Source organism: Chloroflexus sp., assembly GCF_034432675.1.
Classification (GTDB): Bacteria; Chloroflexota; Chloroflexia; order Chloroflexales; family Chloroflexaceae; genus Chloroflexus.
This window is the reverse complement of sequence record NZ_DAOUBI010000073.1, coordinates 1-14,477: the sequence shown is the minus strand read 5'-3', so window position 1 is coordinate 14,477 and position 14,477 is coordinate 1. Positions and strand designations below refer to the sequence as shown.

Sequence of the window (14,477 nt, the reverse complement as noted above, 5' to 3'; positions counted from 1 at the left end):
CATTCACCCATTGCGTACATTCTCTTCGATCAACCGCTCAACAATCACCACATCGCGCCAGCGACCATCGAGACGGGCATGCTTCTCGTAGATACCAACCTCACGGAAGCCAACGGAGGCTAGCATCGCCCGACTGGCCGTATTTTCCACAAAGACCCGTGAAAGCAATTTCCAGAAACCGGCCCGGCTCGCTGCTTCGAGCAGGGCCAGCATCGTCAGCCGACCGATGCCTCGTCCGCGCCACTCACGGTCCACGTACACCGAAAACTCGGCGACACCGGCGTAACATTCACGGGCCCGGTATGGAAACGTAGCGGCGAAGGCCACCACCTGATCGTTAACAATCGCCACCACGATTGGAAAGCGGTCGTTGAACCAGGCCGCCACATCTTGCGCAGTGCGGGCATTGGTCTCGAAGGTAGCGATGCGGTCGGCGATGCCCTGGTTGTAGATTTCAGCAATCGCTGCCGCATCGTGTGGGTTTGCCATGCGCGTAAAAACACTATTCATCGGTTCACATCCACCACCACCCGTCCACGAGTCTGGGCGTTGGTAATCTGTTCGGCATACGCCGGTAGGTCGGCGAAGGGGATAACGGTTGTCATCCGTTCCAGCAGATCGGGTGAGAGATCGTGCGCCAATCGCGCCCAGACCGTAAGGCGCTCTTCACGCGGCACCATCACCGACTCCACGCCGATCATGGTCACGCCGCGCAGGATGAAGGGGTAGACGCTCGTCGTAAACTCAGCGCCACCGGCATTCCCACAAATAGCAACCGCACTGCGCATCGCCATAGCGCGCAAGACGCCGGAAAGCACGGCACCACCGACCGTATCTACCGCACCGCCCCAGCGTTCGCTTTCGAGTGGTCGGCCAGGGCCACTGAGCACACTGCGGTCGAGAATGGCACTTGCTCCCAGTTCACGCAGATAGGCTTCTTCTTGAGGACGACCGGTTGCAGCCACAACCTGATGCCCGGCCTTGGCCAGTAAAGCAACGGCAACACTACCCACCCCACCGGCGGCACCGGTCACGAGGACTTCCCGCCCAGGGATGAAGCCATGCCGCTCTAACGCCAGCACGCACAGCATTGCTGTGAATCCTGCTGTGCCGATAGTCATGGCGTGCTTGAGGCTCATACCCTCTGGCAATGGCACCAGCCATTCACCTTTGACCCGGGTATACTGGCTGTAGCCACCCCAGTGTCGCTCACCAACGCCCCAACCGGTCAACACAACCGGATCGCCAGGACGGTAACGCGGATCGGCAGACTCAACAACGGTACCGGCAAAATCGATGCCGGGTGCTAATGGGCTGCTGCGCAAGATTTTGCCTTTACCGGTAATTGCCAAACCATCTTTGTAGTTGAGGGTCGAATAAGCAACTTTGACCAGAACGTCCCCGGCAGGTAGGGTACTGAGCGGTAGCTCGCGAAACTCCACCCGCCGACCGTCGCTACCCTCTTCCACGACCAGTGCTGTAAAGCGTTCTTCGCTCATCTCGCTGGCTCCTTTGCTCTTCATCGGAGAGAGTCACTCTTTTTGAACCATCATCTGCATGCTGTACTGTCGATTATAATGAAGGAAGGAATCTTTGCCAACTGGAACCGCCTTATTACCCGTCACGGAGTTCGTATGATCCATGCGCTTGATCACGTGGTCATTTTGGTTGAGCAGTTGTCGTCGGCGGTAGCGGCATACACCGCTGCCGGATTTGTCGTTGCGCCGGGTGGCGAACACGCCGATGGTGCGACCCACAATGCCCTGATCGGCTTCCCCGACGGTACCTACCTCGAACTACTCGCATTTCGCCGACCTGCCCCTGAACATCGCTGGTGGCGACACGTCGCTGCCGGGCCGGGGTTGATCGATTTTGCTCTGTTGCCGGTCAATACCACAATTGCCGTCGCTGCGGCAGCCGACCGTGGGCTGATCATGAATGGCCCGGTAGCTGGCGGGCGCATCCGCCCCGATGGGTTGAGTCTGGCCTGGGAGACGGCCTGGCCACCCAGCCCTGATTTGCCGTTTTTGTGCGGTGATGTGACCGACCGTTCGCTGCGCGTACCCGATGCCGATTTCTGGGGTCACACAAATGGTGCACGGGGAATTGCCGAGGTGATAGTGGCGGTGGTTGATCCAGTGGCGAGTGCCGGTCGTTATGCGATGCTGTTAGGAATCACGCCACAGGTGGCCCCGGCTGAAGCACGGATTCCGCTGGGTGAGAGTGAGATTGTGCTGCGCGGCCCTGATTCAGGCGATCACCAAGTACTTGATCGATTGGCTCGTCGCGGCGAGGGCATTTGTACCATTACGTTGAAGGGGTTGCGCTTTCCCGATCTCACGACGACGCTTGGGGCAGCGATTATGGCTTCCCGTGTAGTGTAGGATAATGCATTCGTGGCGGCTGAGTTTGATCGTTTCATGCAGCAAGTACGTGCCGAGAGGGGCAGGTTTTTTGATCGCGACCGCTCGATTACACTGGTGCGGGCACCGGGATGGGTTGATCTGTCGGGTGGGATCGTCGCTGAAGCCGGTATCCAAACCTTACTCTGGCCAACCGGTGGTGGTGTGCTGGTGGCCCTTCAGCCCGATCCCGAACCGATCATTCGGATTCGGGTTGGTCAGCGCACCGACTCGATCCCCTGCACCGCTCTGTTCCTGCCAGGTGGACCACGTGAATACGCCGACGCCGTGAACGAAATCGACCGTCACTGTCCACCCCGCAGTCCGTGGTGGGAACCGGCGTTGATGGCCTGGGTTGCCCTGATGCGGGAAGAATTTGTTCGCTTCGGTGGAGGGGCCAAAGTCCTGTTACAGCCACAGGCGTCGCCGGGTGGCTCCGCAACCACCATTGCAGCGTTTGCTCAGGCGCTGGTATCAGCATATCGGGTTCATCTCGCGCCACGCGAACTGGCGATCACCTGTGCCGAAGGCTTGCGGCAGATCGACAGTCGCAGCTTCGACCTCATCGGTACGCTGACCACCGTCTGCGCCCCGGCAAACGAAGTAATGGTTGTCCAACCACACACAGCCTCAATTGGTGGGAGTGTCCATCTTCCTCCAGGTTGCGCAATCTGGACGCTGCGCGTTGGCGAGGAGGCGCGTCAACTGCCATCACGGTTGCGAGCAACACTGGCGCTTCTCGATCAGATCATCGGCGAGGGGGGCATTGTCCATGGTGAACCCGGCACCAGGCTGGCTGCGCTGAAGCTAACCGATTTTGTTCGCGATGGCCGTGATCGTCTGCTCGCTGCATTGACTGCGCGTCCCGATGTGTTCGGCGAACAAAACGCAGGCTACTCTTTGCCGGCGCTGGCAGGTTTTGCCCTTGCCGAGCAACAGCGTACACGCCTTATTCTGGCCCTGCTGCGGGCAGCGGCAAATCGCACCCAGCGCGAAGACGATCTGCGGTTGATCGGTGAGTTACTGACGCAGAGCCATTGGGAGCAGGCTGCACTCGGTTTGACCGACCCCCACGCCGATGCCCTTGCCGCCCGGATGAGCAGTTCGACCGTGTTCGGTGTGCGCCAACCGGTTGCCGCATCACAGGCAACACTGGTCGTCTTTGCCCATAGTGATGCCGAAGCTGATATTAAACGGATTGCTATGGAATATGAGTCAATGGCCGGCGTACCGGTAACGGTTATCGGTGGCAGCCTGGCCGGTGTCAGTATGGGTGGTGTGCGCAGCGGGTAGAAGAGCACTCACGTGCGATGCAAGTATACATAAAACCATGTCACAAGAACGTTCTTGCCCACAATGCAGTTCAGTAGTGCCACACGATGTACGGGTATGCCCTCACTGTGGCACGCAACTATCAAAAACAGCAGTGGTTCCAACCGGCACGACGTTATCAGCAATGATACCGTCCTTTATCCGAAACAGCAGGCAAACAACAATCTTCCTTGTTGTGAGCATACTGGTGCTCGTTATAGGTGGCACTGCTCTCGTCACCTGGATGAGCCGTCGCTCGCCAGTTGCCCCGTTGGTGGCGCCCACAGCGTCAGTGACATCACTCCCGCCATCGCCCACCGCTATCAGGAGTGTGGATAGTCAATCTACCTCATCCAACACTGTGTCCGTGACACAGACCGCTCAGGCGCGTACAGCCCAGGCGCTGGTGCAAATGGCTGCTACGCAAACAGCCACGGCACTGCAAGCTGAATTAACAGCCCTTTTTGCCGATGCTCAGCGCGTCTTCTACGATGAATTTGTTGATAACCGCAATGCCTGGTTTACCGGTGTCTTCCAGGACATTGAGCTTAACCTGATCGAAGACGGGGTTTTTAAGGTCTTATGGTCAAGCAAGGATACGTCATACGAAGTGTACGAATTGAGTTCATTCACCGACTTTATCGGTGAAGTTGATTGTCGGATTGCCCGTGGCGGCGGTGACGGTAGTTGCGGCCTGATCTTTGCTCAACAACGCAACGTTGGTTTCTACAAGTTTGAGTTTTTTATCGACTACTATCGTCTCTCCATCATCCTGGCAGAAGGTGAGCCGGTCATCCTGGCAGAAGGCGACCCGCGCCGTATCACGACGGTGGGCGATCAAAATCGGTTACGGGTGATCAGACAGGGTGAGCGGATTCGGCTGTTCATCAACGATGCGCTGGCTGCCGATCTGCGCGACAACACCCTGGGTGCAGGGCGGGTAGGTGTCTCGACGGCCTGTTACAATGCTGAAGGTGGGGTCGAAGTCCATTTCGACAATTTCGGTATCTGGTCGCTGGCGTCAGGTTCGTGAAAGGGTAACCGATGCAATCACCATTTCCCTATCTGCTTGAGGAGTTTGTCGTTGTCACCGCCCCGATGGAACGGGTTGAGCGAGTGATGACCGACGAGGCGTTGATGAAACGCTGGATGTCGCCGGCAGTTCAATTCACACCGCTCGATGGCTGGCAATTTGAGCGTGGAGCGCGCTGGCGGCTGCGCCTTACCGGGGTTGGGCCGCTACTCGAAGCCGGTTACGTAGTCGTGGAACGTCGCCCTGGACTGGTGCTGTGGGCATTCGACGGTTTCTGGGAGGGATTCGATGCCTGGCAGTGGCTGCCCTGGCAAGAGCGATCCGATCAAACGCTGATCCATAACCGGGTTGAATATCGGTTACTTGTCCCTGGGCTTGATCTGATCTGGCCGTTGACCGTTGCCCCATTGATGAAGCTGGACGCCCAGGCCCAAATGGTGTGCTTACGTCAGGTATGTGAGCAGCGAGAGGTGGCTCGCCGTTCATTGTGACACAATCTGTGTGTTTAACCGCTGAGTTGGATTCACATATCCATAATATTATCGTTAACCCAAGTTGCCTCCTATGCGGTGAGCAGGCCATGGAGGCTGACTGTCATGATGAACAACACGACGTTGCACTCATCACTGTATGGCGTAGCCGCAGATTCGGGAAGCAGCCACTCCCCACGGACGTGCTACAACACACCTCACGGTAGCAATCGGAGTAGTACCCATCCGCTGCCTCATCCGTGCCTCTGTGGTGATAAAGGTAGCAACTTTGGTTAATGTTATTGTCATTCTATATCGACTGGAAACGGTTAGCATCGTATGCGAACCTTCTCTGCTTCAGACAACAATCCCGTTGCGGATACCCGAACAGTTGCCGGTGAGTTAGCCGAATACTTAGATCGGCGAAGCCAACGACGGCGCCTGTTACCACTGGCAATGCTGGTTGGCTTATTAGCTGGAATCTGCACAACATTGTTCCGTTGGATGCTCAGCGTTGGTGATAGCACGCGCACAACGCTTATTGAGTGGAGCCATCAACAGCCGTTCGTCGGCTGGCTGATACCGGTCTTATGGACAGTTAGCGGTGCGACCCTGGCGGTTTGTTTGACGCATCGTTACGCGCCAGAAGCTAGTGGAAGCGGTATCCCTCATATTGAAGCGGTATTGCATCGTTTACGAGATCTGCGCTGGCAGCGAATCATTCCGGTAAAGCTCATTGGTGGGACGCTGGCAATTGGTGGTGGTTTGACATTAGGGCGGGAAGGGCCAAGTGTGCAGATTGGTGGTGCAATTGGTGGTGGGGTGGCTGATCTGCTACACAGTAGACCACGCGAGCGCCTCACGCTGATCGCTGCTGGCTCCGGTGCCGGGCTAGCCGCGGCCTTCAATGCACCGCTGTCCGGCCTGATTTTCGTGCTCGAAGAGTTGCAGCGCGATTTTCGCCCCACCGTCTTTGGTGCTGCATTTGTTGCTGCAGTGGTTGCAAATGTCTTTACCCGATTTTTCACCGGACAACTACCGGTGTTTACCATTCCTGGTCATCCCATTCAGCCGCTGTCTACCTTACCGGTCTTTGCGCTGCTCGGCATCGTGTGTGGTCTGGCGGGAATGGTATTTAATAACGTTCTAATGCGAACATTGGCGTATACCGACAGGTTACGCCATCGCCAGAAACTCTTTTATGCTGCTATAGTGGGCGCCGTGGTTGCCCTCGTCGGGTGGTGGATGCCCGATGTGATCGGTGGTGGTCATCACCTTACCGAACAGGTGTTGCTTGGTCAGATCGGTCTTACCTTCATACCAGTTCTGCTTTTGATCCGCTTTACCCTGACGATGAGCAGTTATGCAACTGGTGCGCCCGGAGGAATCTTTGCGCCGTTGCTGGTATTAGGTGGCCTGATCGGTTATGGTGTTGGTGCTACAGCACACCACATTGCGCCGGCATTCGTTCCTGATCCAACCGTGTTTGGTGTTGTTGGCATGGCGGCTCTGTTTACCGCTATTGTGCGTGCTCCACTTACCGGAATTGTACTGATAGCTGAAATGACCGGTAATTACAACCAGTTACTGCCATTGTTGATCGCCTGTTTTCTGGCATATGTTGTAACTGAAGTGTTTCGGGATCGACCGATCTACGAAGCATTGCTCCGCCGTGACTTACAGCGCACCAAAAATGAATACCAGCTCGATGAACCGGTCGTGCGCGAATTTACCGTAGCACCCGGTGCCCCCTTCGCCGGCAAGACGATTCGGGAGCTGGGCCTGCCACCGGGCTGCATTATTGTCCGCTGTCGCGATGGAAACCGGGAATGGGTTGCTACTGCTTACACCCGTCTGGAACCACATATGCATCTGACGGTATTAGTCGCTCCGACGGCTGTCCATGGCATCTCTATCCTGGAGAAAGGATGCTCAGCAGCGGAAATATCGGTGTCCGAAATGACGTAAACACAGCAAGCATATCGCACACCTTGTCGGTCAGATGCTTTACCATACAGACGCGCATCTACGTTAAGCAATCTGTTTGTATTCGCCAATATCCATCTGGTTACTGGCCGAAAAACCTGATGCAAACGAATGCGTTGCTTTCGTTCAACCATCGAATAGACTTCTACAGACATTGTCTGGGTAGGTGTTAGGAGAACCGTCTTGTGTAAACCGCCAGGGACTAAGACTGGCAGAAAGGAACCGTATGCTTCCCCTTACAGACACCATCCCTTCCCGTACATTTCCGGCAGTGAACTGGGCATTGCTGGCAGCGAATGTTATCGTCTTCCTGTTGATGGTCGGGAATGATCGGCTTACCGAAGCCTGGGTCGCGACCCTGGCCCTCGTCCCGGCGCGCTTTCTTGCCAGTCCACTCGATCCCACCCAACTACTCACCATTTTCACCTCAATGTTTATGCACGGCGGCTGGTTTCACCTCTTCAGCAATATGCTGGCCCTCTACATCTTCGGCGACAATGTGGAAGATCGGATGGGGAGTCAGCGTTATCTGATCTTCTATCTGCTGTGTGGCGTAGCCGCCGCATTTGCTCACATCCTCTTCAATCCGACCTCGCCGATCCCTACCGTTGGCGCCAGTGGTGCGTTGAGTGGTGTGCTGGCAGCGTATCTGCTATTCTTTCCGACGTCACGGGTAGTGACCCTGATACCGATCTTCTTCTTGCCGTGGCTGGTCGAAGTACCGGCTATCGTGTACCTTGGTCTGTGGTTTATTTCGCAACTGGCAAATGGTCTCTTCTCCATCATCATCGATGTTCAGGAGATGGGAGGCGTAGCGTGGTGGGCGCACATTGGTGGATTTGTGGCTGGGCTAGTGCTGGCCCCATTGTTTCGGCAGCGGCGTTATGTACGGCGCTACTATCTGGACGAGTATTATCCCTGGTGAGTGTAATGTGAGGAGCGTGGTATGGATTTCTTGTCACTGTTGTGGTTGTTCTTCATCATTTCATCGTTGCAGCCGGTGATCAGGCAGCGTATGCTCGACGCCGCACGTCAGCGTCTGCTCGAACAGTTGGAACGCAAGCGTAAGAGTCGGGTGATTGTCTTGATTCACCGTCAAGAGACCATGAGTCTGCTCGGTTTTCCACTGGTACGCTATATCAACATCGAAGACTCTGAAGCAGTGTTACGGGCGATTAAGATGACGGATCGCGATATTCCGATTGATCTGATCCTGCATACGCCGGGTGGATTAGTGCTGGCTGCCGAACAGATTGCCCGTGCCCTCATCAAACACGCCGCAAAGGTAACTGTCTTCGTTCCGCATTATGCAATGTCTGGCGGAACCTTGATTGCGCTGGCTGCCGATGAGATTGTGATGGACGAGAATGCCGTGTTGGGGCCGGTTGATCCACAGTTGGGCCAACATCCAGCCGCTTCGATCTTGAGTGTTCTTGAACGCAAACCACTGAGCGAGATTGATGACGAGACGTTGATGATGGCCGATATTGCCGAAAAGGCTATTCGCCAGGTGAAGCGCACCGTTTGTGAGCTATTGCGTGACAAGATGCCGGTTGAGCGGGCCGAAGAAGTGGCTCACACCCTGTCCAGTGGGGTATGGACACACGATTATCCGATTACGGTTAGCGAAGCCCGCGAATTGGGTTTACCGATCAGCACTGAAATGCCAGAAGAGATTTACCAGATCATGGCACTCTACCCACAAACGGCTCAGCGCCGGCCATCGGTTGAGTATATCCCAGCACCGCGCTCACGTCAGTCGAGTGTTTGACGCACATCGGTGATGGCTTCATCTGTACTTTGGGTGAAGAGCGAGACGCTAATCGCTCTTCACCAGCTCCTTCTCGCCCGGTATTGAGAACACTATCGTCTCCTTGTATCAGACCCGGTGTAATAGCGTTCACAACCCGTGATCCGAGATCACCCTTCCATCACATCCTGGTGCAGAACCGGCGTTTTCGCTTCGCACGCTGTTAAACCACGTTTCGGGGAGGATGCCGTTTCCAGATCGGGTTGCCCGTAGCGCGTGGTTTGGAGTGCGGCAGCATGGCCGCCGCGCCAGCCGTACTTACGATTCGGTACAGGTCATAGCGGTTTCCCTGCGGGCCACGAGAACGACCTGCGCGTAGAGCACATTCATTGGGCACACTGGGAGCGCACGCCTCCGGTGCGCTCATCTGGGCACACTGGGAGTGAGCTCCTCCGGCGCACTATCAACAGTGCCTCGCGCCTTTGCATCAGATCGCGACAGTAGGATCACACCACAGACTCTCGCCCCCAGCGGGGGCGGGTTGGGGTGGAGGCGTGTCGCCGATCACTACCGGACACAGCACCAGCGTACTACGTTCACCACTGGGATTGCGCACCTCCGGCTTACTCATCTGGACACACTGGGAGCGCACGCCTCCGGAGCGCTACCAACAGTGCCTCACGCCCCTGCATCAGATCGCAACAGCGGGAACCACCCTGCCCCGGCGCCTCCTGCCCCCAGCGGGGACGGGTTAGGGTAGAGGCGTGTCGCCGATCACTACCGGACACAGCACCAGCGTACTACACTTACCACCCATTACCCGGGCACTGCAACAGAATGCACAGAACCAGTCAGCGTGCCCCCACCAACGGCTCGCTGATAGCACACCCGGTAGCACTCTTCTTCATTAAGACACCGCTAACAAACTGTGAATGTTCAATAAGCAATCTCCGCTTGAAATCTGGTATCAACACAATATAATACTCAGTTAACAACATCTTAACTACGACGTAACGGTGATTGACAATGCCGCTCGCACTTCGTCTGGTAGACATTAGTGGTCCATTCGTCGATCAGTCTGCGCCGGTGCGGAACTGGTCGTCATTTCCGTTCAGTCAAATAGATATACCCGCTCCTCCTTACGTTGATCAGGCTCGCCTGCAACGTGGCGTTGAGCGAGCCCTGGTGTATCTGGACGCGGTGCAGGCTCAGGGCTACACTGGTATTGTGATCGACAACCTGGCGCACCTGGTGACCTTCGATCAGGCACCCCGGCAATACTATGCACCCGATAGCCCTTTTCGGCTACGGGCAATGGCCTACCGGCAGGCGTTGTGGCCACTTCTCACTGAGGCGGCGAACCGTGGGATGTCGGTCTACGTCACTACTGATATGCAGTGGATGACCTCTGAGTTGCGCAAGGTCGCCGGTGCGCTCACTGCCGATAATCCTCGTCTGGCAGCGATCAATCAGGCCGCATTCATCGATCTCTTTTCCGCCCTGCCAATGGTTCAGGGGGTGATAATCCGGATCGGTGAGACCGGTGGCGCTCATAACATTCCCGGTTATACCGGTCACCTGCTATATCACGATGTAGCAACGATCCGTCATCTAATTGCAACCCTACTTCCAGTATGTGTAACCTTTGATCGTTACCTTGTCATACGCACCTGGACATTGGGAATCGGTAAGGCGGGTGATCTTATCTCATCGCCGACCCGCTATGCGGCAGTATTTGCCGATCAGCATGATCCACATCTCCTGGTTTCGATCAAACATACACCGGCTGATTTCTTTCGTTTCTTGCCGCCCAATCCAACCCTGGGCTTGCCCGGCCCTCGTCAACTGGTCGAGGTGCAGAATCGTCGCGAATATGAGTTATTTGGATTGGTTCCGGCTAGTGTGGTTCATTTGCACAGCGTTGCGATCCGCCGCGCAGCAACCAGTCCACAGTGCGTGGGTATCTGGGCATGGAACAGCACCGGTGGTTGGGGTGGTGGGGGGGCGACGCTCGGACCAAACGGCTGGAACCTCTGGACTGAAGCCAGCAGTGCGCTGACTGCAGCACTTGCCCGTCACCCTGATATTGATGGCGAAGCTTTCGTGCGCACCTGGTTTACGCAGCGACTGGCGAACTACAGTCCGCCATTTGCCGAAGCTGTTGCAACCGCTTATCTCGTTTCTGGGCAGTTGATCGAAGAGGGGTGGTATTTCGGACGCTTACCGGCATTGACAAACGTCAAAGGGATGGTGACTCCTTCGTTGCTCTGGGTCTGGTGGATGCATCCCACTGCGGCACTGCCGGTCTGGGTATACCTTGCCGAATCGCTGACTGCCATCGAGCCGGTGATAAACCAGGCTGAACAGGCAGTGCAGCAGGCGCAGCGTCTTCGCGATCACGTCGCCGCTACAGCTCCCTCGTCGGACCCTCAGGCCCAACAGATCGTGACCAGTCTCGTATATTTGCACGATGCGCTGACAATCGCCTGGCGCACACGGGCGTTCCTGTTGCCGTTGGCGGCAGCGGTGAAATCACGTCGGCGTCCTGTACTCGATGCCGCGGCGCAGGCACTGGTCACGGCCATCCAGCACCACAGGGAACACTGGGGTGAGCGCACCGACTTCCCGCCACTCGAACTTGATGAACTGACCGATTTCCTTGCCACCTGGCAACGCTCACCCGCCCTGGTTTGGCACCGAGCAAAGCTGGCAGCCTGGATTATCACGCGGCTTCGCCGTCAAAGCGCTGGGGTAGCGCACATTGGCCCAATGACCGGTACGTTGCTTCCGCCGCACGTGCGTCGTCACTTGCTGCAAACTACCTTGCCCTGGCTGAGCCGACGGCTGAATCTGTTACCTGCTATCTTTTTCGAGACCGGGCCGGCGATTGGTGAGTGGGCACGCTAAACAACAGCGTCTGCGCTCGGGCCAGCCCATGGTCACACATTTATGGTAATCCAAGTTGCCACCTACGCTGTGAGCCGGCCACGTAAGACTGACCGCTATGTGAACAGCACGAAGCCGCGCACAACACTGTCGAACGTACCTGTGTAAACTATGTGGGTGCAGCCAGTTCCTGTAGATGCGCTCCGTCACGCTCTGAGGTGGCAACCTGGATAGTGCCCATCCTCTGTGTCTCTATGGTGATGTAAGGTTGCAACCTGGGTTATGATACAGACTCGACTGGTCGCCCGAACTGTCGCCATACACGCTCGCGAACCACACTGGCAACCCCGCGCCATCCCCAATACCTGCCGTGCACCAGCGTAGCACGTCGCTGTAATGCCCGCCGCAGATCGGCTGCGCCGGTGCCAGCAAAGAGCGTGCGCCCGGCACCAATCATTGTAAGATTATGCGCATCACTACCGCCGATGTGTGCTAAACCCCACCGCTGAGCACACCGGGCCGCTCGCTCATTGTTCATCGGATTCCACAGACTGGCGTTGAAGACCTCGATACCGTCAAGCTGCATCCAATCAACATCAGTCCGCTCCGGGCCAAGCAGGTGCCGTCGTCCGATAGAAGGTACCAGCATGCCGAAAGGATGGGCAGCGAAAGCCATGCCACCTTGATCATGAATCCGTGCGACGGTCTCTGTAACACTCAGACCCGCCGGAACTGGCTGCTCAATGAACAGTGCCAGCAAATGGCCGCTGCGCGTCGAGATTTCACAGCCAACGATCACGCCAATGCCATAGTGCGATGCCCGTTCACGGGCGTAGACTGCTCCGCGTAGCGTATCGTGGTCGGTAATCGCAATCACCCGCAAATCGGTTTCGGTTGCTACATACGATAAAACCGCCTCTGGCGAGGCGGTACCATCACTGGCTGTAGTATGAATGTGGAGATCGGCAGCGGTGAGTAGTGCGTCCACGGGCTACACTCCCTCTTGTTCTGTGATGCGGCAGACATTTCAACCCTGATCATACGATCATGATATCTTTGCCGTACTTAGTGTAGCCCGCTTTGTTCAAGAACTTGTGATGAATGGATCAAGCGCAGATAAACAACAGGTAAACAATTAGCGACCCGGAAGCAGCGTATACTCAGCCACTGCCCGTCGCTCACTCCGATTACCATACGCACTGAAAGCGTAGCGCCCGGCCGGATTCTGCTCACTCAAGTATAGTTCAGTTGTAAACGAACCATCGGCTGCTGCCGTCACATCACTGAGCCACTCGGTCGAGTAGTCAGGCCGGGTAGCCCAAATCGTAATCACCTCGCCGGGGAGAAAACCGGTACCGCGTAATGACACTGCACTGCGTTGCTGACTGCTGCCCGGTCCTACCTCCAACCCGGCAGTACCGCGTGGACGGAGAGCATCACCAATCTGTACCTCAAACTCAACGATACCATTACCACCACTCTGCAAGCCGCGTGCTGTCAGCGCATACCGACCGACCGGTACACCGTTACTGTCTATTGCCAGCCCAATCCGCCCCTGACCATCGGCAATCTGTACACTGAGATCGGCAACTGCGTTGTTCGGATACCGTAACCAGAGTGCAACCCGCTCGCCGGGTTTATACCCACTACCGCTGAACGTGAAGATATTGCCTTGCGTTTGTACTGCCCGATCAACCGTCAATTGAACACCGTCCGTAGTACCGGGTGCAGGGGCAATGTCAACCTCGATACTGGCGTAGGCTTCGCGACCACTCTGCCAGCCACGAGCGGTGTAAGTGTAGCGTCCGGTTGGGGTAAACGTTGCGCCGAGAAAATCGGGCAAGTACGGGTGACTGAATTGACCACGCTCATCGATGGTGAGCACCGTCACCCCATAGACCGTGTAGTCGGGATAGGTAATCCAGATACTCACCTTCTCGCCGGGCACAAAACCACTGCCGTACAGCGTCACCGTCGTGTTTTGCCGGGCAACAGTTGGTGAAACAGTGAGACTGGCGGTTTGGGCATTGGCCGACCAGCTCCAAATCGCGACAATACTCCCCAGGATACCAGTCAGCAACAGCGCGAAGATGGTAAGGCGTGAACGGTTAATAATCGTCATAGGGGTCTCCTTATGGGTCACCGACAAAACGGCTTCATCCCTACGAACGATGATGGTTGACGTTCTCATCACCGAAAGATTACAGGGAGTTGAACAACTGTTGGAGGCTCACGTTTTTGAGAGAATGCCATTTTCCAGCCGGAATTATCCGTACCGCGTAGTGTGGAGTGCGGCAGCCATGCTGCCGCGCCAGCCGTGCTTACGAGCAGACACAGGTCGCAGCGGACTCCCGTATCGGTTCGTGACCCGTGACGCATCGCCTGGCGTAGCCGGGAGCGCACACCTCCGGTGCGCTTCACCAGCGGTATATCACCAGCCAGTGTTAGAGCGGATACCGTTGCCAGCCAGCATTGCCCGTACCGCGCAGTGTGGAGTGCGGCAGCCATGCTGCCGCGCCAGCCGTGCTTACGAACAGACACAGGTCGCAGCGGACTCCCGTACCGGTTCGTGACCCGTGACGCATCGTCTGGCGTAGCCGGGAGCGCACACCTCCGGCGCACTTCACCAGCGATGTATC

At 56.6% G+C, this 14,477-nt stretch carries 14 protein-coding genes; 8 read left to right on the top strand and 6 right to left on the bottom strand.

Translation table 11 applies throughout. The annotated features are described in order from the left end of the window. Positions 1 to 3 precede the first annotated feature (3 nt). Both VAE55_RS05885 and VAE55_RS05880 read right to left on the bottom strand, forming a co-directional pair. A complete protein-coding gene (locus VAE55_RS05885; protein ID WP_322814871.1) occupies positions 4 to 510 on the bottom strand; it encodes an arsinothricin resistance N-acetyltransferase ArsN1 family A in 507 nt (168 codons plus the stop codon). After that, a complete protein-coding gene (locus VAE55_RS05880) occupies positions 507 to 1,499 on the bottom strand; it encodes an MDR family oxidoreductase (RefSeq protein ID WP_322814870.1) in 993 nt (330 codons plus the stop codon). Before VAE55_RS05880 ends, VAE55_RS05885 begins: the two co-directional genes overlap by 4 nt. 135 nt (positions 1,500 to 1,634) lie before the next feature. Between VAE55_RS05880 and VAE55_RS05875 the strand changes: the two genes are divergently transcribed. The 7 genes from VAE55_RS05875 (at position 1,635) to VAE55_RS05845 (ending at position 8,973) form a co-directional block, all read left to right on the top strand. Further along, positions 1,635 to 2,384 carry a VOC family protein gene (locus VAE55_RS05875; RefSeq protein WP_322814869.1) on the top strand — a complete coding sequence of 250 codons (750 nt, stop codon included), beginning with the start codon at positions 1,635 to 1,637 and terminating at the stop codon, positions 2,382 to 2,384. A 36-nt stretch (positions 2,385 to 2,420) separates the two neighbouring features. After that, a complete protein-coding gene (locus VAE55_RS05870; protein ID WP_322814868.1) occupies positions 2,421 to 3,695 on the top strand; it encodes a hypothetical protein in 1,275 nt (424 codons plus the stop codon). 385 nt (positions 3,696 to 4,080) lie between these two features. After that, positions 4,081 to 4,746: a hypothetical protein gene (locus tag VAE55_RS05865; RefSeq protein ID WP_322814867.1), complete on the top strand. Its 666-nt coding sequence runs from the start codon at positions 4,081 to 4,083 to the stop codon at positions 4,744 to 4,746. Between the two features lie 11 nt (positions 4,747 to 4,757). Beyond that, complete coding sequence (locus VAE55_RS05860; RefSeq protein ID WP_322814866.1) at positions 4,758 to 5,237, top strand: SRPBCC family protein; 480 nt, start codon at positions 4,758 to 4,760, stop codon at positions 5,235 to 5,237. Positions 5,238 to 5,555: 318 nt separating this feature from the next. Then, positions 5,556 to 7,184 (top strand): H(+)/Cl(-) exchange transporter ClcA, encoded by a 1,629-nt coding sequence (clcA, locus tag VAE55_RS05855; protein WP_322814865.1) that lies wholly within the window; start codon positions 5,556 to 5,558, stop codon positions 7,182 to 7,184. A 244-nt stretch (positions 7,185 to 7,428) separates the two neighbouring features. Continuing rightward, complete coding sequence (locus tag VAE55_RS05850) at positions 7,429 to 8,127, top strand: rhomboid family intramembrane serine protease (RefSeq protein ID WP_322814864.1); 699 nt, start codon at positions 7,429 to 7,431, stop codon at positions 8,125 to 8,127. Between the two features lie 21 nt (positions 8,128 to 8,148). After that, positions 8,149 to 8,973, top strand: a complete 825-nt coding sequence (locus VAE55_RS05845) for an SDH family Clp fold serine proteinase (RefSeq protein ID WP_322814863.1) — start codon at positions 8,149 to 8,151, stop codon at positions 8,971 to 8,973. A 466-nt stretch (positions 8,974 to 9,439) separates the two neighbouring features. Here the strand turns inward: VAE55_RS05845 and VAE55_RS05840 are convergent, their stop codons facing one another. After that, positions 9,440 to 9,583: a hypothetical protein gene (locus VAE55_RS05840; RefSeq protein ID WP_322814862.1), complete on the bottom strand. Its 144-nt coding sequence runs from the start codon at positions 9,581 to 9,583 to the stop codon at positions 9,440 to 9,442. 395 nt (positions 9,584 to 9,978) lie between these two features. On the opposite strand from VAE55_RS05840, the gene VAE55_RS05835 reads away from it, so the two are divergent. Then, complete coding sequence (locus VAE55_RS05835) at positions 9,979 to 11,859, top strand: hypothetical protein (RefSeq protein ID WP_322814861.1); 1,881 nt, start codon at positions 9,979 to 9,981, stop codon at positions 11,857 to 11,859. 259 nt (positions 11,860 to 12,118) lie between these two features. Here the strand turns inward: VAE55_RS05835 and VAE55_RS05830 are convergent, their stop codons facing one another. From VAE55_RS05830 to VAE55_RS05820, 3 genes are all read right to left on the bottom strand, one after another. Next, on the bottom strand, positions 12,119 to 12,826 hold the full coding sequence (locus VAE55_RS05830) for a CehA/McbA family metallohydrolase (protein ID WP_322814860.1): 708 nt from the start codon (positions 12,824 to 12,826) through the stop codon (positions 12,119 to 12,121). 147 nt (positions 12,827 to 12,973) lie between these two features. Further along, positions 12,974 to 13,960: a hypothetical protein gene (locus tag VAE55_RS05825; RefSeq protein WP_322814859.1), complete on the bottom strand. Its 987-nt coding sequence runs from the start codon at positions 13,958 to 13,960 to the stop codon at positions 12,974 to 12,976. A 322-nt stretch (positions 13,961 to 14,282) separates the two neighbouring features. Next, a partial coding sequence (locus tag VAE55_RS05820) for a hypothetical protein (protein ID WP_322814858.1) occupies positions 14,283 to 14,477 on the bottom strand: 195 nt, incomplete at its 5' end.

Coding starts and splice junctions, on each gene's coding strand:
- VAE55_RS05885 (WP_322814871.1), bottom strand. CDS start 510: ATGAATAGTGTTTTTACGCGCATGGCAAACCCACACGATGCGGCAGCG.
- VAE55_RS05825 (WP_322814859.1), bottom strand. CDS start 13,960: ATGACGATTATTAACCGTTCACGCCTTACCATCTTCGCGCTGTTGCTG.
- VAE55_RS05850 (WP_322814864.1), top strand. CDS start 7,429: ATGCTTCCCCTTACAGACACCATCCCTTCCCGTACATTTCCGGCAGTG.
- VAE55_RS05840 (WP_322814862.1), bottom strand. CDS start 9,583: ATGAGTAAGCCGGAGGTGCGCAATCCCAGTGGTGAACGTAGTACGCTG.
- VAE55_RS05835 (WP_322814861.1), top strand. CDS start 9,979: ATGCCGCTCGCACTTCGTCTGGTAGACATTAGTGGTCCATTCGTCGAT.
- VAE55_RS05880 (WP_322814870.1), bottom strand. CDS start 1,499: ATGAGCGAAGAACGCTTTACAGCACTGGTCGTGGAAGAGGGTAGCGAC.
- VAE55_RS05860 (WP_322814866.1), top strand. CDS start 4,758: ATGCAATCACCATTTCCCTATCTGCTTGAGGAGTTTGTCGTTGTCACC.
- VAE55_RS05845 (WP_322814863.1), top strand. CDS start 8,149: ATGGATTTCTTGTCACTGTTGTGGTTGTTCTTCATCATTTCATCGTTG.
- VAE55_RS05870 (WP_322814868.1), top strand. CDS start 2,421: ATGCAGCAAGTACGTGCCGAGAGGGGCAGGTTTTTTGATCGCGACCGC.
- VAE55_RS05875 (WP_322814869.1), top strand. CDS start 1,635: ATGATCCATGCGCTTGATCACGTGGTCATTTTGGTTGAGCAGTTGTCG.
- clcA (WP_322814865.1), top strand. CDS start 5,556: ATGCGAACCTTCTCTGCTTCAGACAACAATCCCGTTGCGGATACCCGA.